This window comes from Marinobacter pelagius, assembly GCF_003315345.1.
GTDB classification, from domain to species: Bacteria; Pseudomonadota; Gammaproteobacteria; order Pseudomonadales; family Oleiphilaceae; genus Marinobacter; species Marinobacter pelagius_A.
In genome coordinates this window covers 1-19,107 of record NZ_QNRO01000021.1, presented here as the reverse complement: position 1 = coordinate 19,107, position 19,107 = coordinate 1, and the positions used below count along the sequence as shown (strand labels likewise).

Below are 19,107 nucleotides of genomic sequence, written 5' to 3'. Positions count from 1 at the left end.
TTGAAAGCAGTGTAAAAAATACTGACGTTTTCTTCCCTCAGATCACAAAAAAGCTTACAAAGTCGGAAACCGACACCCCTTCAAGCCGCTGCTGATCCTTACACAAACTGAAAATCCGCTCGCACTGCTGCCCCGGAAACCTTGTGGTCAGATTGGCCCGGAACTTTTCCTCCAGCAGAGGAATTCCCTCTTCGCGCCGCCGGCGGTGACCGATCGGGTACTCAACGGCCACCTGGTCGGTACTGGAGCCGTCCTTGAAGAACACTTGCACCGCATTTGCGATGGACCGTTTCTCGGGTTCCAGGTATTCCCGGGTGTAGCGGGGTTCCTCAACCACTTCCATCTTGTCCCTCAGCTCGTCGATGATCGGATGGCCATCGTGGAAGCTGTCTTCGTAGTGCTCTGCCGTCAGACTACCGAAGATCAGCGGCACCGCCGTCATGTACTGCAGGCAGTGGTCCCGGTCGGCCGGATTGGCCAGCTTGCCCACCTTGGAAATGATGCGGATCGCAGACTCGTGGGTAGTGATGACAATCTTGTCGATCTCATCCAGGCGATCCTTCACTTGCGGGTGCAGCGTGACCGCCGCTTCGGCTGCGGTCTGGGCGTGGAATTCGGCCGGGAAGGAGATCTTGAACAGGATGTTCTCCATCACGTAGGAGCCGAACTCCTGTGGCAGGGAGAACTGCCGCTGCTCCTCGGGCTTGAGCTTCTGGTCCTTGTTGGTCTTGCTGAACAGGACGTCGTAAAAACCCCATTGGGGCGCGGTCAGTACCCCCGGTATGCCCATCTCACCGCGCATGGCGATATCGGCGAGGCGAACCGCTCGGGAGGAGGCATCTCCTGCCGCCCAGGATTTCCGGGAGCCGGCATTGGGGGCGTGACGATAGGTCCGGAGTGCCTGGCCGTCCACCCAGGCGTGGGAGAGGGCTGACAGCATCTGCTCGCGATTGGCGCCCATCAGTTTGGCGGCTACAGCCGTTGAAGCGACCTTTACCAGCACCACATGATCCAGCCCGACCCGGTTGAACGAGTTCTCCAGCGCCAGCACGCCCTGGATTTCATGGGCCATGATCATGGCTTCCAGCACGTCCTTCATCACGAAGGGTTCCTTTCCTTCGGCCACCCGTTTCTGGGACAGGTAATCCGCCACCGCCAGGATGGCCCCCAGGTTGTCGGAAGGATGCCCCCATTCCGCTGCCAGCCAGGTGTCGTTGTAATCCAGCCAGCGGACGATGCAGCCGATGTCCCAGGCGGCTTTGACCGGGTCGAGCCGGAACTGGGTGCCGGGTACCCGGGCCCCGTGAGGAACAACGGTCCCTTCTGCAATGGGGCCAAGATGTTTGGTGCATTCGGGAAAACGCAAGGCCAGCAGGCCGCAGCCGAGAGTGTCGATGAGACAGTTGCGGGCCGTATCCCACGCCTCGGCACTGTCGATCTTGTAGTTCAGGACATAATCCGCGATTTTCTGGAGCACCTCGTCATAATCCGGACGAACGTTGACGTCGAAAGTTGCAGACATGCTGTTGCCTCCTTTCCTGATTGTTTTCCCGGGCAAATAAAAATGCCCCCGGCCATTTACCATCTACCTGAAAGATAGTCGGTATACAGCTCGGGGGCATTCTTGATTCAGGGGCTCAACCCGGGAATGAATCCCCCGGCACCCTCACCCAACCTTCCATAAGAATCCGCGCACTGCGGCTCATGATGGCTTTGGTGGCGGTCCACTGACCATTCACTTCCTTCGCCTCGGCGCCAACACGCAGGGTTCCGGACGGGTGGCCGAAGGTTACGTGGGTACGATCGCCGCCGCCGGCCGCAAGATTGACCAGTGTGCCCGGCACCGCTGATGCGGTGGCGATCGCAACGGCTGCGGTGCCCATCATGGCATGGTGGAGCTTGCCCATGGACAGGGCGCGGACCAGTACGTCGATGTCACTGGCGGTGATCTGCTTGCCACTGGAGGCGACGTAATCCACCGGTTTCGCCACAAAAGCGACCTTGGGCGTGTGCTGGCGGTTGGCCGCCTCGCTTATGTCCTGGATCAGGCCCATCTTCACGGCACCGTGGGCGCGGATGGTTTCAAACATCTCCAGGGCCTTCGGATCGCTGTTGATGTCGTCCTGCAGCTCTGTGCCCTTGTAGCCGATGTCTTCAGCGTTGATGAAGATGGTCGGGATACCGGCATTGATCATGGTGGCTTTCAGGGTTCCCACACCCGGCACGTCCAGATCGTCCACCACATTGCCGGTGGGGAACATGGCGCCTTCGCCATCGGCCGGGTCCATGAACTCGATCTGCACTTCCGCCGCCGGGAAGGTGACGCCGTCCAGCTCGAAATCGCCGGTTTCCTGCACTTCCCCGTTGGTGATGGGTACGTGCGCGACGATGGTTTTCCTGATATTGGCCTGCCAGATACGGACGGTGCAGATGCCGTTCTCAGGAATCCGCTCCTTGGCCACGAAACCCCCGTTGATGGCGAACGCGCCTACGGCGGCGGTCAGGTTGCCGCAGTTGCCGCTCCAGTCCACGAACGGCTTGTCGATGGAGACCTGACCGAACAGGTAGTCGACGTCGTGGTCCGGCTGCGTGGGCGCGGCCAGGATGACGGTCTTGCTGGTGCTGGAGGTGGCGCCGCCCATACCGTCAGTCTGCTTCTGGTAGGGATCGGGGCTGCCGATTACCCGCAGTAGCAGCTTGTCCCGGGCCTCACCGGGAACCCGGGCAGCTTCGGGCAGGTCCTGCAGGCGGAAAAACACGCCTTTGCTGGTGCCGCCACGCATGTACGTGGCGGGGACTTTGATTTGGGGAGCATGGGTCATGGTTTTGCTCTCTGTTTCTGTGAAGATGGAGCTGGTCGTGAACATGGGGTCAGATGAAGGCTTTCATCAGACCCCTTTCCTGGGCGCTGACCTCGGAGGTTATGAACATGGGGTCAGATGAAAGCTTTCATCTGACCCCTCCTTCACTCACTCACGCCGCCCCTTCGGACTCCAGGAAGTCCTGGGCAAAGCGCTGCAGCACGCCACCGGCCTTGTAGATAGACACTTCTTCCGCGGTATCCAGGCGGCAGATCACGGGCACGTGTTCGGTGCTGCCGTTCTTGCGGTGGATGACCAGGGTCAGCTCGGCGCGCGGCGACGGGGTGCCTTCCACGTCGTAGGTTTCGGTGCCGTCGAGGGCCAGGGTCTTGCGGGTGGTGCCTTCCTCGAACTGCAGGGGCATCACGCCCATGCCCACCAGGTTGGTACGGTGGATGCGCTCGAAACCCTCGGCCACAATTGCTTCCACACCGGCCAGGGCGACGCCCTTGGCGGCCCAGTCACGGGAGGAACCCTGCCCGTAGTCGGCACCAGCAACGATGATCAGCGGCTGCTTGCGCTCCATGTAGGTCTCGATGGCTTCCCACATGCGGGTTACCTTGCCTTCCGGCTCGATGCGGGCCAGGGAGCCCTGCTTCACGTTGCCGTTCTCGTCCAGAACCATCTCGTTGAACAGTTTCGGGTTCGCGAAGGTGGCACGCTGGGCGGTCAGGTGATCACCCCGGTGGGTCGCGTAGGAGTTGAAGTCCTCCTCCGGCAGGCCCATCTTCGCCAGGTACTCACCGGCCGCACTGCTGGCCAGGATCGCGTTGGACGGCGACAGGTGGTCAGTGGTGATGTTGTCCGGCAGGATCGCCAGCGGGCGCATTCCCTTGAGGGACTTCTCACCGGCCAGCGCACCTTCCCAGTACGGCGGACGACGGATATAGGTGCTCTGCGGGCGCCACTCGTACAGCGGGCTGCTCGCGGCCTGCGCCTCTTTGGTGACGTCGAACATCGGAATGTAGGTCTGGCGGAACTGCTCCGGCTTGACCGACTGCTTCACGATGGCGTCGATTTCCTCGTCGCTCGGCCAGATGTCTTTCAGGGTGATGGGATTGCCATCCTTGTCGTAACCCAGGGCATCCTTCTCGATGTCGAAACGGATGGTGCCGGCAATGGCGTACGCAACCACCAGGGGCGGAGACGCCAGGAATGCCTGCTTGGCATAGGGGTGAATCCGGCCGTCAAAGTTCCGGTTACCGGACAGCACCGCGGTGGAATACAGGTCCCGATCGATAATTTCCTGCTGGATCTTCGGGTCCAGGGCCCCACTCATGCCGTTACAGGTGGTGCAGGCAAAGGCCACCACGCCGAAACCGAGGTTTTCCAGCTCCGGCAGCAGGTTGGCGTCTTCCAGGTACATCTTTACGGTCTTGGAGCCCGGTGCCAGAGAGCTCTTCACCCACGGCTTGCGGGTCAGGCCCAGCTTGTTGGCGTTTCGGGCAATCAGGCCGGCCGCCACCATGTTGCGCGGGTTGGAGGTATTGGTGCAGCTGGTGATGGCCGCGATGATGACCGCGCCATCCGGCATTTTGCCCTCTTCCAGTTCCCAGTCGCCGGCGATGCCGCGCTTGGCCAGCTCGGAAGTCGGCAGGTGCGCGTGCGGGTTGGACGGGCCAGCCAGCGTGCGGGTGACCTTGGACAGGTCGAACTTCAGTACCCGCTCATATTCTGCGTTCTTCAGGCTGTCAGCCCACAGACCGGTTTCCTTGGCGTATTTCTCTACGAGGGCAATCTGGTCGTCTTCGCGGCCGGTAAGCTTCAGATAGTCGATGGTCTGGCCGTCAATGTAGAACATGGCGGCGGTGGCGCCGTATTCCGGCGTCATGTTGGAGATGGTGGCACGGTCGCCCACGGTCAGGCTGTCTGCGCCCTCCCCGTAGAATTCCAGATAAGCGCCAACCACCCGCTCCTTACGCAGGAACTCGGTCAGGGCCAGAACCATGTCGGTACTGGTAATGCCCGGCTGGAGCTTGCCGGTGAGCTCGACACCCACGATGTCCGGCAGGCGCATCATGGACGCACGGCCAAGCATGACGCTTTCGGCTTCCAGGCCGCCCACGCCCACAGAAATGACGCCCAGGGCATCAACCATCGGGGTGTGGCTGTCGGTGCCGACACAGGTATCCGGGAACGCCACACGCTTTCCTTCCCCATCCGGCCGCGCCTGAACCACCGGAGACATCTTCTCCAGGTTGATCTGGTGCATGATGCCGTTGCCCGGCGGGATCACGTCCACGTTCTTGAACGCGGTCTTGGTCCAGTTGATGAAGTGGAAACGGTCGTCGTTGCGGCGGTCTTCGATAGCACGGTTCTTCTCGAATGCGTCCTTCTCGAAACCGGCGTGCTCAACGGCCAAGGAGTGATCCACGATCAGCTGGGTGGGAACCACCGGGTTGACCTTGGCGGGATCCCCGCCTTTCTCGGCGATGGCATCACGCAGGCCCGCCAGGTCCACCAGAGCGGTCTGGCCCAGAATGTCATGGCACACCACACGGGCGGGATACCAGGGGAAGTCCAGGTCCCGCTTGCGCTCGATCAGCTGCTTCAGGGAATCAGTCAGCATCGCCGGATCACAGCGGCGTACCAGCTGCTCGGCCAGGATCTTGGAGGTGTACGGAAGTTTGTCGTAGGCACCGGGCTGGATGTCTTCGACCGCCTGGCGGGTGTCGAAGTAGTCCAGGTCGGAGCCCGGGAGTTGTTTGCGGTATTCAGTGTTCATGGTCGGCGGCTCGGTGTTGGAAGTTGGGGTCTGACCCCGAATGGGGTCAGACCCCTTTTTAATCTCGGAGTTTGGACGTGAAAATGGGGTCTGACCCCGAGGGGTCAGACCCCGTCTTATCAGTCGCGCTGATCAATCGGCAGCCACTCAGCATGCTCCGGACCGGTATAGTCCGCGCTCGGGCGAATGATCCGGTTGTTGGCGCGCTGCTCTTTCACGTGGGCGGTCCAGCCGGACACCCGGGACATCACGAAGATCGGGGTGAACAGCTCGGTCGGGATGCCCATAAAGTGATAGGCGGAGGCGTGGAAGAAGTCGGCGTTACAGAACAGCTTCTTCTCGCGCCACATGACTTCCTCGCAGCGGACCGAAACCGGGTACAACACGGTATCGCCCACTTCCTCGGCCAGCTTCTCGGACCACTTCTTGATGATGGCGTTGCGCGGATCGGATTCGCTGTAGACCGCGTGGCCGAAGCCCATGATCTTTTCCTTGCGCTCCAGCATGCCCATCAGGCCCTTCTCGGCCTCCTCCGGGGTCTGGAACTTCTGGATCAGTGCCATGGCCGCCTCGTTCGCACCACCGTGCAGCGGGCCACGCAGGGAGCCGATGGCACCGGTGACGCAGCTGTGGATGTCGGACAGCGTGGAGGCACACACACGAGCGGTGAAGGTTGACGCGTTGAACTCGTGCTCCGCGTACAGAATCAGGGAAACGTTCATCACGCGCTCGTGCAGCTCGCTCGGCTTCTTGCCGTGCAACAGCTCCAGGAAGACACCGCCGATGGAGTCGCTTTCGGTGTTCGCGGTCTCGATGCGGACACCTTCATGGACGAAGCGGTACCAGTAAGTGATGATGGCCGGGAACACCGCCAGCATGCGGTCGATCTTGTCGTCCTGCTCGCTGAAGTCCTGCTCGGTCTCCAGGTTACCCAGCATGGAGCAGCCGGTACGCATCACATCCATCGGGTGTGCGTCCTTGGGGATCTGCTCAAGCACGGTTTTCAGCGCTTCGGGCAGTTCGCGCAGGCTTACGAGCTTCTTCTTGTAGGCATCCAGTTCCTGCTGGTTCGGCAGTTTGCCGCGCAGCAGCAGGTAGGCCACTTCCTCGAACTGGGCGTTGTTGGCCAGATCGGTAATGTCGTAACCACGGTAGGTCAGGCCGGTACCGGACTTGCCTACGGTACACAGGGCAGTTTCACCGGCAACCTGGCCACGCAGGCCGGCGCCACCGAGTTTCTTTGCTTCAGCCATTGTTGTTCTCCCTCGTTCTCATCTTGATCTTGAAGATGGGGTCAGATGAAAGCTTTCATCAGACCCCTTTAATTCAGGGGATTGCACTGGGGTCTGAAGAACGCGTTCTTCTGACCCCGTTTTCAGCCCAATCCCTTTATAAGTCGGTACCCAACTCCGGGGTCAGAAGAAGGCGCTCTTCAGACCCCTTGCTCAATGTCTAAGATGGGGTCAGATGAAGGCTTTCATCAGACCCCTTACTTCATCTTCAGCCTTTGCTCTGCTGAAACAGCTGGTCCAGTTTCTGCTCGAAGTCGTGGTAGTTCAGGAAATCGTACAGTTCCATCCGGGTCTGCATCAGGTCAACCACGTCTTTCTGGTCGCCCTTCTCCAGGATGTTCTGGTAAACGGTCAGGGCGGCCTTGTTCATGGCGCGGAAGGCGCTCAGCGGGTACAGGACCATGCCGGCGCCGGCGTCGGCCAGCTCTTTTTTGTTGTAGAGCGGGGTTGCGCCGAATTCGGTGATGTTGGCCAGGATGGGCACATCCAGGGCCTCGGCAAAGGCTTTGTAGTCGTCCAGCTCGTGTACCGCTTCGGCGAAAATGCCGTCGGCACCGGCTTCGATACAGGCCTTGGCGCGATCGATGGCTGCATCCAGACCTTCCTTCTGGAAAGCATCGGTACGGGCCATGATGAAGAAATCGTCGTCTTCACGGGCGTCAACGGCAGCCTTGATGCGGTCGACCATTTCTTCCTTGGAGACAATCTCCTTGTTCGGGCGATGACCACAGCGCTTCTGCGCAACCTGGTCCTCAATATGGACCGCGGCAGCGCCGGCACGTTCCATCTCGCGGATGGTGCGGGCAATGTTGAACGCGCCACCCCAGCCGGTATCGATGTCCACCAGCAGCGGCAGCTCGGAAGCAGCGGTAATCCGGCGCACATCCTCGACCACGTCATTCATGGTGGTCATGCCAAGGTCCGGCAGGCCGTAGGAAGCGTTGGCGACACCACCACCGGAGAGGTAGATGGCCTGGTGGCCGACTTTCTCCGCCATCATCGCGGCGTAGGCATTGATGGTACCCACAATCTGCAGGGGCTGGTTGTCTTTCAGGGCCTTGCGGAAGCGGGCTCCCGGGGAGAGTTTGTTGGACATGGTGTTGGCCTCGTCTGGTTCACAAATTTTCTGTTGGGTTCGTGAAGATGGGGTCTGACCCCGTTCGGGGTCAGACCCCTTTAAATTGTCAGGACGCCTTCCTCGATCTTCTTTTCGATGTTTATGCGCGCGGCATTAATGTGCCGTTTCATCAGGAATTCCGCGAGATCACCGTCCCTCTGGGCGATGGCCTCGACGATACGGCGGTGTTCGCGGAGCGCCAGGTGCGGGCGCCCGGCGGAAGTGCTCAGTCGGTACCGGTACATCCGGACCATGTAGTAAAGGTCACCCAGCAGCATCTGGGCAAGCTTGGCGTTGCGGCTGCCGGTAGCAATTCTGTGGTGGAAATCGTAATCCCCTTCGGCCTGGTAATAGGCCTGGCCCTGGGCTTGCTCGATCATCTTCTCGTGACTATCGAGGGTTGCCTGCAGTTCGGCGATTTCCTCGTCGGTCATCCGTTCGGCCGCCTGGCGAGCCGCGAGCCCCTCCATCACCTCACGAATACGGTACAGCTCCAGCAACTCGGCCGCACTGACGGAAACCACTTTGACGCCCGCATGGGGGCGGCGCACCAGAAGGCCACGAGACTCCAGGCGACCAAGCGCTTCGCGCAGCGGTCCCCTGGTCAGATTGAACCGGGAACAGAGCTCAACTTCGCCGATCTTCTCGCCGGGAGCAAGCTCGCCTGTGACGATAGCCGTTTGTAAACAATCAAACGCTTCGTCCGCTCGGGTCTGGGATTGGAGAGTAGCTTCAGCCATAGCTTGTCAACAATAGTTACTAGAATGAGCATAAATCTACGCCCAGAGCCATTTATTGTCAACAAAATACCCCAGACCGAAGCTCGATTGTTAACATATCCCTGAAATCTAATAAAGTTTCCGGTCTCCCGGGGCAGGTGGGAAATACTGGTAGAGCCAGGTCTCGGTGATGGGCTCGCCATTCAGGCTCAGATACATCCGCACCTCGATCGGATCCTCGGATTCATCCGGCACCAGATCAAACATGGCGCGATAACCGTCGATTGCAGACAAGGGCCGTGCCGAGGTGATCTCCACCCTGCCCCGGCTGACTGAGATTACAGGAGTGACCTCGGCCTCCTCCGCCAACATCCGCAGCGGGCCACCGGCAAAATCAACCACAAATCGCCAGGAGAAGTACTTGCGCTCCTGCCCGACCACGCCACCCAGGCCGGTCCGGGTTGCTACGACCGAAGCAAGTTCGTAGGGCCGAACCGTCGCCCGCTCTCCCCAGTGAAGCCGGTAGGAAAAGAGGTATTCCCGTCCCGCCTCCAGGGGCTGCTCGGGGTGCCAGAAGGCCACGATGTTATCGAAGGTTTCATCGACAGTCGGGATCTCCACCAGATCAATGCTACCTTTTCCCCAACTTTCCCGGGGCTCGACCCATACACCGGGCCTGCGATCGTAGAACACTCCATCGTCCTGGTAGTGGTCGAAGTTCCGATCGCGCTGGAGCAGGCCGAAGCCCCTCGGATCCTGATCCGAAAAGCTGCTGAAAGCGAGCCGTCGGGGATTCCTCAACGGGCGCCACAGCCACTCTCCGGCTCCGGTCAGCATGGCCAGACCATCGGAATCATGAATCTCCGGCCGCCAGTCGTAATCCATCCGCTGGCTGTTTTCCCCGACCTGGTACATGCTGGTCAATGGCGCTATCCCGACCCGGTCCATCTGCTTGCGAGGGTATAGCGCCACATCCACATCCATGACCAGGTTGCGCCCCGGATCAATGGTAAATGCATAGGCGCCGGTAGTGCTCGGCGAATCCAGCAATGCCCATACTCTCATTACCCGCTGGCCTTCGACCGGCCGCTCCAGCCAGAAGGCCGTGAACCTCGGGAACTCCTCTTCTTTCCCGGTCCCCGTGTCGATGGCAAGCCCCCGGGCCGACATGCCGTATTGCATCTCCGCACCCACCGCCCGGAAATAGCTCGCACCAAGGAAGGAAGCGACGTCCAGCTGAAAGTTGGTGTGGTAGTGAATCCGGAAGCCGGCAAATCCCAGGTCCGGGGGAAGATCCCCGAGCGGCTGTTTTCCCTCATAGTCAAAGTAATCCGGGTTGTAAGCCAGCTCGGTTGCTTTGCCTTCCCGCACCTCATGGATTCTGACCGGGGCCAGGAAAAACAGGCCCAGGTGAAATAACTGGACCTGGAATGAAGACTCCGTCCCATTCCACAAGGCATGATCTTCCCTGAACCGGATCGCCTGATAATCATCCCAGGAAATGTTTTTCAGGACCTCGGGAATCTCCCCCTCGTGATCCTTGTAGGAGTGACTGGCCAAGGCTCGAGCCTGCCCCTTGAGCCAGGCATAATTGAAGAGCTTCCCGCCGGCCTCACCGGCCACGCCCGGGCCCTCAGGCGCCGCAAATACCAGGGGCGTCAGCCCGTAGCTTCCTGCTGCTGCCAGCATCGCCTTGAGCAAGGTTCTCCTGTCCACAACATTCTCCTCCCCTACAATTTAATCGTTCACAAATCGTTGTCCCGGGCCAGTCTTTGAATACACCTCCCCCAGTAGCTTGACGGCGGCGCACACCAGGCCTTGCGATGTAATTCCGCGAGCGAATCCCGGTCCTGCAGTAGCTGACTGAGTTCTGCCGCAGAGAGCGCGTCGGGCCCGCCCTGAAGACACCGGGTTACGACGGACTCAAGGTGTTCAGCACGCATGGCCTTTCGATGATCTCTGGCCAGTGACCAATAAATGCGGTTGAGATCCGGGCTCAGAACGGCGCGATCGACCGGCCGGAGTCCGTTGTCTGAGGGCGTTTGAGCGCGGGCCGTACGGGCATCCTCCAGGATTGCCAGGGGCTTTCCTTCCTCGGGAATGGTCAACAGACTCAGTTCCTTCAGGCTCTGGCCGATGGACACCCGGCTAAGCAGAACAGAGGTTGGCACTGACAGCACCAGAGGCAAGGCAACCGGGAGAGACCACAGAAAAAACAGGCGATCCAGGGACCAGGCAAAAGCCGACCAGCCGATCCCGATAATCATGCCCGGCAACTGAGTCCGGAGCGCCTCGAACCATGTCGTTTCCTCTGTCCGGTTTTGCCCTGCCCATTTGAGGGAGACATTGAACAGCGCGGCAAACACAAAGCGGCTGTGAGCGAGCATACGTAGTGGGGCCAACAAGACAGACACGGCAATTTCGATCAGCACGCTGGCTGTCAGACGGACCAGGCCGCCAAAACCTTTTGCCAAACGGTGCCAAACGGCATCAATCAGAGCCAGGATTTTGGGTAGGAACAACAGCGCCGCCGTGCTCAGGGCTAGCGCGAGGGCCCACTCCGGTCGCCATTCGGGCCAGAGCGGGAAGAGTCCCTGGTGCCCATCGGGGAAGTAATCAATGGGCGCCAGGGTCATCCGGGCCGCCTCGACGGTGGTGCAGATCAGGAACAGGAGCCACAATGGGGATGCGAGATAGGCCATGATGCCGTTCAGGAAGGCCATCCGGTGGGCAAATCGGAGCCCGGGGGCCGTCAGCATGATCCACAGATGCTGGAGGTTGCCCTTGGCCCAGCGGTTGTCCCGAACCAGCTCATCGGACAACGTCGGCGGCGACTCCTCGAAGCTCCCACTCAACCCCGGCTCGAGCCACACCTCATACCCGGCGCGGCCCATATAGGCAGCTTCGACAAAATCGTGGCTCATGATGGGGCCACCGAAAATGCTGGGGCCTCGCAGCTTTCTCAGGCCGCAATAGCGCATGAAAGGCTGGATTCTGAGGATCGCGTTATGCCCCCAGAAGGCCGCATCCCCCATCTGGATGGCGGCCAATCCGGTCGCAAACAAGGGAGAATAGAAACGGTTGGCGAATTGCTGGAGACGGGCAAAAAGGGACTGGCCGTTGATGATGTTCGGATTGGTCTGCAGAATGCCAACCCGCGGCTCGAGTTCCATAAGCCGCACCATCTTTACCAGTGTACGGGCACTGACCAGACTGTCGGCATCAAGCACCACCATATACTCGTAGCGTCGGCCCCATCGGCGCAGAAAATCGGCCACATTCCCGCTTTTGTAGTTCAGGTTCACCGGGCGGCGGCGATAGAACAGCCTGCCCTCGGCCCCCAACTCCCGGACCAGCCTTTGCCATGCCGCCTGCTCCGCGAGCCAGGTATCGGGATCGCGGCTGTCCGAGAGAATGAAGAACTCGAAATGATCGAGCTGGCCACTCCGTTCAAGATCCCGGTAGACCGCTTTCAGGCCGCTGAATGTCCAGTGCACCGGCTCATGGTAGACCGGCATCACGATGGCGGTCCGCGCCAGGGGAACCGACTCGAGGTCCCGCTCCCGATGACGCCGTAGCAGCGAGTACCGGTCACCACCCCTGAGCCTGAAGACGAACCCGAAAACCGCAACCCAGAAGCCCACGGCAATCCAGGCGTAGAGCACGGCAAACAGGCCGAGTATCGCCAGTTCCAGCCAGGTTCCTCCATGGTACGGAAGAACCCACAGCAGGTAATAGCAGGCCACCAGGGTCTGACCAAAAACCAGAGTAATCAGAAACGCCCGGCGTATGGCTGCAACCAGCCGCCAGCGCGTATAGCTGGCTGCAGCCGGGGCTTCACACAGATCAGACATCACGTCCATACCCGATACTGCCCCGGCACAGTTCAGGGTTCGCTTTGGGAGGGATCGTCTCCGGCAAATCAAAATAGCCGGCGATACGCTCCATGACTAACTCGAGGAGCTCGTCCCCTTGCCCGCCCTCACCCACCGAGGCAACGGACTCCTCGATCAGATGCAGGAGGGTGCGGTACCTCTCCACTGTCATTTCCACTCCGGAGGCCCGGAGATAAGTGAAGGCCCGGTTAAAAACGGCCTGTAAGGAGATCTCCGTCATGGCTTGCTTCCTCCCTGGAATTAGCTATTGCTGCTGTTGCCTCAGCCCTGTGGCAGGGCCAAGCTGATAGGTCCAGGTTTCACTGACGGGTTTGCCGTCTGCCGAAAGTGAACCCCGCAGCGCCAGGCGCTTTCCATCTTCGGGCCTGGCCAGTACCGACAGTCGCCAGCCATGACGGGCCTCGATGTATTCGGCGAAGTGCTCGATGATCTCGCCCTCGCCGCTGACACTGACTTCGCTCACCACAGCGGCATTACGATCCAGCCGGTCCATGGCTCCGCCCTGGAAATCGACAATGAAGCGGTAGGCCCCTTCAACCTCGCCCCCACCTGGCTGCGCGCCATCACCGACAAAAGTTCTCCCAGCCTGACCCAATGGGTTCCCGCTGATATCTGGTGGCCCGAACGTCAGTGAGTAGGTCAGGTACCGGCTGTCTCCCGCCGCAACCTGTTGGCGCGGTTTCCAGAACGCAACAATGTTGTCATTCACCTCGGAGTCAGTCGGAATCTGCACCAGCACCACCTCGCCATTCCCCCAGTCTTCACCCGGTTCGATCCAGGCGCTTGGCCTGAGATCATACCTGGCCTCGCTGTCCTCGAACCGGGCGAACTCGCGGTCACGCTGGATGAGACCAAAGCCACCGAGAGTGCGGACCTGGTGGAACGCCAGTTCAAGTTGTGCCGGATTCAGCAACGGGCGCCACAACCACTCTCCGGATTCCTGATCGTGGATCAGCAGCCCGTCGGAATCGTGAACCTGGGGCCGCCATTGCCCCCGGGGGCGCAAAGTGTTTTCACCGTAATAGAACATGGAGGTAAGCGGCGCCAGCCCCAGCTGGTCAACTTCCGCCCTGAAAAACAGCCGGGCGCTGACATCAAGCTTCAACACCTTCCCCGGCTGGACCTCGAATCGATAGGCGCCGGTGAGGCTGGGACCATCCAGCAGGCCGTAAACCACCATGGAATCGCTGCCGGCTTTCGGTCGCTCCAGCCAGAACTCCCGGAACACAGGGAATTCCTCACCGGAGGCCAACCCGGTGTCGATCGCAATCCCGCGAGCGGACAAACCAAAGCGCTGCCCTGCCCCGACACCGCGAAAATAGCTGGCCCCACCGAAAACGAGGAACTGGTTATAGACTTCCGGGTCGGCCAGTGGATAGGTGAGTTTGAAACCGGCGTAACCAAGATCGGCCGGTACCCGCTTGGCCAGTTCCGTTGACGGGTAATCGAACAGGGTTTTATCAAAGCCGAGTGGATGGACACCTTCACTATCAATCACGTTCAGGGCAACCGGGTGCCGGTAGAAACTGCCGGTGGGCATCATCATCACCCGGAACCGGGAACGCCCGCCGCGCCAGAGACTGGCTTCGGGTCTGAACCGGATGGACTGGTATTGCTCATAGCCGAGATTTTGCAGGAAGTCCGGCACTGGCTCAGGGGCCTTGTAATCCTCACCCGCCAGCGCCTTTGCCTTTGTGGTTACATCGTCAAACCCGAATGCGCCGGCCGGCCCCGAGAGGGCAAACAGTACGAAAACGGTGAATGCAAGCGTGGTGTTCCGGTTGCGGACCATTCTGAAAACTCCCTGTTTTCCGTCCCTTGAATGTAACACTTGTGGCACAAACGGCCACAAGTGACATCTTCGTAACGGCGATTTAAGGACTTTCAGATGCCCATTTGCACGGACAGAGCAACATCCGGAGCTGAAGGAACCACGACGTCGGTACGGCCGGAATCGAGTAAACGGCCAACGGTCATATTGGCCCGGAACCTTTCAGAGTGGATATTCAGCGAGATCTCGCCGGCGCTGACGGCCGAGAGTCTCTGGTCGTTATCCGTTTCATCTGGCGCCCAACCGCGCATCACGGACAGGGACAGGGAAGATTGGAAGCGCGAAGCAAAGGGGATGGCCCAGGACGGACTGGCAGCGTCCAGCCTGAGCCAACCGCCTTCGGTACTGGTAACCGACTGGCCGTTGAAACCGGACATCAACGCAGAGCCAACAACGGTAATCCGCTCCGATCCGGGCAGGTCCTCCGGCGCAAACTGATACCGGCCTCCTAGATCCAGGCGCCACTCCATCACCTGCTTTTGCAGCAAGGCCGCCAGTTCGACACGGTGAAACTGCGTGCGGTGTTCAGTCTCTCCCTCGGCGTGTTCCGTGCTCTGGTACTCCATCCCGCCGACTGCAGTCAGCTGCGTCGATGCCCGGAGGCCGCCGTAAAGCTCCTGGACACTGGAACATTTCAGGCCGACGCTCGAGAGCTGGTGCGACGAATCGCGAACCCACTCGGACTCCTCGTAGACACTCCGGGTGCTGCCGGTGTGCCGTATTACCTGGTCCATGTCGAGACCGAGGACCGATCCCAGTGACCGGGTCGCCGTTAACCGGTAAAAATTCCGGTTGCCACTGATATCCCGCTGCTGACCCAGCTCGTTCAGCACTCCCCGAAACTCACTTTCCTCGATTTCCAGTTGCAGTTGGTTGCCGATCAGAGGCATAGCATAGCGCAGGGCAAGGGACTGCTCGCCTTCCCCTTTCTTACGGGAGGCAGCATCCCGGAATCTAAGGCCCAGCTCATGGCGGGACCAGATAATGCCGTTACCCGACAGTGCCAGCTGGCCGGCGGAACGGTCGTCATTCTGGCTGGAGTTTCCGGAAACTTCGATTCGGTTGGAAAGGTAGTCAGTCACCGAGTCGAGCATGCTGGTGGCCTGGTATACCCAGGTTGTAGCCATGCCTCGGTCCTGGGCCGCGCAGGCAATGGAGGGCACCAACGCGCACAAAACCAGTGCAACAATGTTCAGTGCTCGCAAACCCAGGCCCTCTTCGATAACGCAGAAAATTACAGTTCCGTTATATAAGAGAGGCGGGTTTTCTTACAGCCGATGTTGCCAAACTTTACAATTTTAATCCTGTAATCAGAGCCATATAAACAAAACCTCACACATTATCTTAACAATCCTGTTGCTTACTCGACGGTAACCTCCGGATTTTCATATCCATTCTCTCTACAACTGCATTTTGCCCCCTGAATTGGGTTAAACTCGGCACACTTTGTGTTTGTACTGGATCACCACCAACTCTTAAGGACGACTGGAATGATCAAGAAATGCCTGTTCCCCGTTGCCGGCTACGGTACCCGCTTCCTGCCAGCCACCAAGGCCATGCCCAAGGAGATTCTCCCGGTAGTCAACAAGCCCCTGGTGCAATACGGGGTTGAGGAAGCCGCCGAAGCAGGGATCCATGAATTCGGATTCGTCACCGGACGGGGCAAGCGCGCTATCGAAGACCATTTCGACATCAGCTACGAGCTGGAGCACCAGATTGCCGGCTCCGGCAAGGAAGACCTGCTGACCTCCATCCGCGATCTGATTGACCACAACAGCTTTGCCTTTACCCGTCAGAACGAGATGAAAGGCCTGGGCCACGCCATCCTGACCGGCCGTAACCTGGTGGGCGACAACCCCTTCGCCGTGGTCCTGGCGGATGACTTCTGCCTTGGTCCCGAAGACGGCGAAGGCGTGCTTGAGCAGATGGTGAAACTGTACAACCAGTTCCGCTGTTCCATTGTGGCGATCGAGGAAGTCCCCGAGGATGAGACTCACAAGTACGGGGTGATCGCCGGTGAATCCATGAAGGACGGGCTGTTCCGGATTACCGATATGGTGGAAAAGCCCGCCCCCGAGGACGCGCCGAGTAACCTGGCCATTATCGGCCGCTACATCCTGACCCCGGATATCTTCGACATCCTGGAACGCACCCCGGCGGGCAAGAATGGCGAGGTGCAGATCACCGATGCCCTGCTCGAGCAGGCCAGGAATGGCTGCGTTCTAGCCTATCAGTTCAAGGGCCGGCGCTTTGACTGCGGCAGCATCGACGGGTTCGTCGAGGCCACCAACTACGTCTACGAGAACATCTACAAGAAGAAAAAATAAGGCGGGTACGGGCCCTCAGCGGCCCAGCAGCTGAAACGCCATACGCCGGTTTTCCGTGGAGGTCCTGCGGAACCGGCGCAGCAGTTCGCTTTCCTCGTCCGTCAGCTGGATGCGCTCGAGTTCCTGCTCCAGCTCCTTCAACGCCACCGATAAGTCATCACTGTTGCTGAACGCCAGGCCCGGCAGTTCCAGCTGGCCACCCTCACCCTGGGCTTCCAGATCCAGCAGGTATTCCAGCGGTGTCTCGGTCTTCAGGCACAGATCCAATAACTCGACCACACCCGGGTAACCGCGTTGGCGGGCATCCGTGGCTTCCCAGCTGATTACCCTCGCCTCGTCCACACCACACATTTCCGCCACATCCCAGCAGGACAGCCGGCCCTGCTCCCGGAGCTGCCGCAGCCGACGGTTGAACGATTGAAGGTACCGCATAGTTATTTCCTCTCACCCTTACTGCTGGCATCCGATCCAGTTTCGCAGACCGCACAGTGAATCAATTCAAAAATGTATCGTACAAATAGCTATACGCACAATGAGCCTATACTGGATAAACGACAAAAGTGACGGGAAGATTATGGCGGAGCAGCACCTCGATACGGACCTTGCCTGGCAACTGGTACTGGATGCGGTAAACCGCAGCAACGTCACCCTGCCTCGGCCCGGCAGCGACGAACCTGCGATCAAACTCAATGGTCAGGGCTGGCAGTTGCTGAACGACGCGACCCGTGATGCCCGGGAACTGTTCGAGCTGTTCCTGCCCCTGTGTAGGCCGGTCAGTGAAGGAGCAGTTCCGCGAGTGATTGGCCAGCTTGGCCAGAGCCTGGATGGCCGGATTGCCACGGTCACGGGTTGTTCACGGTTTATCAATGGTGACGACGGTATTACCCATCTGCACCGAATCCGGGCTGTCTCCGACGCCGTGGTCGTCGGTGCCGGAACGGCCGTTGCCGACAATCCCCGCCTGACGGTCCGCCGGGTAAACGGACGAAATCCGGTGCGGGTGGTAATCGACCGTCACCGCCGCGTGCCGGACACCCACCACTTGTTTACTGACGGCCAGGCTCCCACGCTCCGACTGGTTGCCGGCGATTACCATAAAGGCGCCTGCGAGATTCCCGTCAAAGGCGTGCAGGAAGTCCCCTGTCTCGGTGATACCGACAGCGATCAGCCCGTGGATCCGCGACTGATTCTCGGGGTGCTGAATGATTTCGGGCTGCGCAAGGTCTTCATTGAAGGCGGAGGCGTGACCGTATCGGGGTTTCTCAAGGCCGGATTGCTGGACCGGCTGCATGTGATGGTTGCGCCCATGATTATCGGCAGTGGCCGGCCCGCCTTTTCCCTGCCCGAGATTGACCTGCTCGATGATGCGCTTCGGCCCAGAGCCAAGCTCGTGAACCTCGGAACTGACATGCTGTTCGATCTCGACTTCAGCGATTGATGTCTGAGCTCGTCGCCAATACCAGCAATCCGGGGAAGCTTGAAATCAGCACCACCACACCGTAGCCCACGCTGATGGCAACGCCCTGCTCCGCCGGCAGACCGGCCATGGGCCAGAGCACCGCTGCGGCCCCTTCCCGGACACCCCACCCGGCGACGGTCAGCGGGATGACCATGCTCAGCAGCAGGAAACTCCCCAGGGCAGCCCAGAGCAACAAATCCAGGACTCCGGTGACAAACCCGGCACTGACCGCCAGCACGAGGAATACCGCCAGGTAGCTGGCGAGCACGAGGCACGAACTCAGCACCTGCACGGGCAATGCCGGCCATTGCCACAGGGCCAGCCGAAGGTGCTCGGCCAGGCGACCCAGATAGGCCGCCACCTTGCCTCCCGAACGGATCAGCCAGACGGCCGGCACAAGAATTACCAGGCTCACCGCTACCCATATCAGGACATTCCCGCTGCCCGCCCCGGTCGCGGGGACTTGCAAAGAACCGGAAAGGACCAGGCCGGCCAGGGAAACCGCCACAACCAGCGCCAGCGTCACCTGCCCGGACAATCGTTCGATGGCCACCCCGTGGACCGCCGCCAGCCGTTGGCGCGTTTCCAGGCTGCTGCGCCAGGCGCGGTTTATATCGCCAGCCACGCCACCGGGCAGAATCTGGTTGAGGAAGGTCGCCAGGTAATATTCGCGAACGGCTTGCCCCAGCGGCAACGACAGGCGTAACCGCGACAAGGTAAAGCGCCACCGCCACGCAGACACCACCACCTGCACGACGGTCAGCAGAAACAACGGCAGCAAAATCAGGGTATCCGGAATTTCTGGTTGATAAAATGCCAAAGATGTAAAGAAGAAAATCTTTCTCAGCGGATTATCTGATTGATCCTCTTCAGCCTACTC

The 19,107-nt window shown here is 59.9% G+C and carries 15 protein-coding genes; 2 read left to right on the top strand and 13 right to left on the bottom strand.

Going from position 1 to position 19,107, the window contains the following annotated elements:
* Positions 1 to 37: 37 nt before the first annotated feature.
* From prpD to DET50_RS15555, 11 genes are all read right to left on the bottom strand, one after another.
* Positions 38 to 1,522 (bottom strand): 2-methylcitrate dehydratase, encoded by a 1,485-nt coding sequence (prpD, locus tag DET50_RS15605; protein ID WP_113863680.1) that lies wholly within the window; start codon positions 1,520 to 1,522, stop codon positions 38 to 40.
* Positions 1,523 to 1,637: 115 nt separating this feature from the next.
* Positions 1,638 to 2,822 (bottom strand): 2-methylaconitate cis-trans isomerase PrpF, encoded by a 1,185-nt coding sequence (gene prpF / locus DET50_RS15600; protein ID WP_113863725.1) that lies wholly within the window; start codon positions 2,820 to 2,822, stop codon positions 1,638 to 1,640.
* A 151-nt stretch (positions 2,823 to 2,973) separates the two neighbouring features.
* Positions 2,974 to 5,586, bottom strand: a complete 2,613-nt coding sequence (gene acnD / locus DET50_RS15595) for a Fe/S-dependent 2-methylisocitrate dehydratase AcnD (RefSeq protein WP_113863679.1) — start codon at positions 5,584 to 5,586, stop codon at positions 2,974 to 2,976.
* 119 nt (positions 5,587 to 5,705) lie between these two features.
* Complete coding sequence (gene prpC / locus DET50_RS15590) at positions 5,706 to 6,839, bottom strand: bifunctional 2-methylcitrate synthase/citrate synthase (RefSeq protein ID WP_113863678.1); 1,134 nt, start codon at positions 6,837 to 6,839, stop codon at positions 5,706 to 5,708.
* A gap of 247 nt (positions 6,840 to 7,086) precedes the next feature.
* Positions 7,087 to 7,974, bottom strand: coding sequence for a methylisocitrate lyase (gene prpB, locus DET50_RS15585; protein ID WP_113863677.1), 888 nt, complete (start codon positions 7,972 to 7,974; stop codon positions 7,087 to 7,089).
* Between the two features lie 80 nt (positions 7,975 to 8,054).
* Positions 8,055 to 8,735, bottom strand: a complete 681-nt coding sequence (locus tag DET50_RS15580; RefSeq protein ID WP_113863676.1) for a GntR family transcriptional regulator — start codon at positions 8,733 to 8,735, stop codon at positions 8,055 to 8,057.
* Between the two features lie 108 nt (positions 8,736 to 8,843).
* Positions 8,844 to 10,430, bottom strand: a complete 1,587-nt coding sequence (locus DET50_RS15575) for an OpgD/OpgG family glucan biosynthesis protein (RefSeq protein WP_258546144.1) — start codon at positions 10,428 to 10,430, stop codon at positions 8,844 to 8,846.
* Positions 10,431 to 10,459: 29 nt separating this feature from the next.
* A complete protein-coding gene (gene mdoH / locus DET50_RS15570; RefSeq protein WP_258546143.1) occupies positions 10,460 to 12,577 on the bottom strand; it encodes a glucans biosynthesis glucosyltransferase MdoH in 2,118 nt (705 codons plus the stop codon).
* The gene (locus tag DET50_RS15565) at positions 12,561 to 12,830 is read right to left on the bottom strand and encodes a hypothetical protein (protein ID WP_113863674.1); all 270 of its coding nucleotides are present in this window, start codon (positions 12,828 to 12,830) and stop codon (positions 12,561 to 12,563) included. Before DET50_RS15565 ends, mdoH begins: the two co-directional genes overlap by 17 nt.
* Positions 12,831 to 12,854: 24 nt before the next feature.
* On the bottom strand, positions 12,855 to 14,402 hold the full coding sequence (locus DET50_RS15560) for a glucan biosynthesis protein G (RefSeq protein WP_113863673.1): 1,548 nt from the start codon (positions 14,400 to 14,402) through the stop codon (positions 12,855 to 12,857).
* 92 nt (positions 14,403 to 14,494) lie between these two features.
* Positions 14,495 to 15,568, bottom strand: a complete 1,074-nt coding sequence (locus tag DET50_RS15555) for a ShlB/FhaC/HecB family hemolysin secretion/activation protein (RefSeq protein ID WP_113863672.1) — start codon at positions 15,566 to 15,568, stop codon at positions 14,495 to 14,497.
* A 363-nt stretch (positions 15,569 to 15,931) separates the two neighbouring features.
* On the opposite strand from DET50_RS15555, the gene galU reads away from it, so the two are divergent.
* Entirely contained in the window at positions 15,932 to 16,768 is an 837-nt protein-coding gene (gene galU, locus DET50_RS15550) for a UTP--glucose-1-phosphate uridylyltransferase GalU (protein ID WP_113863671.1), read from the top strand.
* 15 nt (positions 16,769 to 16,783) lie between these two features.
* Here galU and DET50_RS15545 read toward each other — a convergent pair whose 3' ends face one another.
* Complete coding sequence (locus DET50_RS15545; protein ID WP_113863670.1) at positions 16,784 to 17,200, bottom strand: helix-turn-helix domain-containing protein; 417 nt, start codon at positions 17,198 to 17,200, stop codon at positions 16,784 to 16,786.
* Between the two features lie 142 nt (positions 17,201 to 17,342).
* On the opposite strand from DET50_RS15545, the gene DET50_RS15540 reads away from it, so the two are divergent.
* Positions 17,343 to 18,206 carry a RibD family protein gene (locus tag DET50_RS15540; RefSeq protein WP_113863669.1) on the top strand — a complete coding sequence of 288 codons (864 nt, stop codon included), beginning with the start codon at positions 17,343 to 17,345 and terminating at the stop codon, positions 18,204 to 18,206.
* On the opposite strand, the gene DET50_RS15535 is transcribed toward DET50_RS15540, so the two are convergent.
* On the bottom strand, positions 18,196 to 19,008 hold the full coding sequence (locus DET50_RS15535) for a lysylphosphatidylglycerol synthase transmembrane domain-containing protein (protein WP_258546142.1): 813 nt from the start codon (positions 19,006 to 19,008) through the stop codon (positions 18,196 to 18,198). The two genes, DET50_RS15540 and DET50_RS15535, sit on opposite strands and share 11 nt — an antisense overlap.
* Between the last annotated feature and the right edge of the window lie 99 nt (positions 19,009 to 19,107).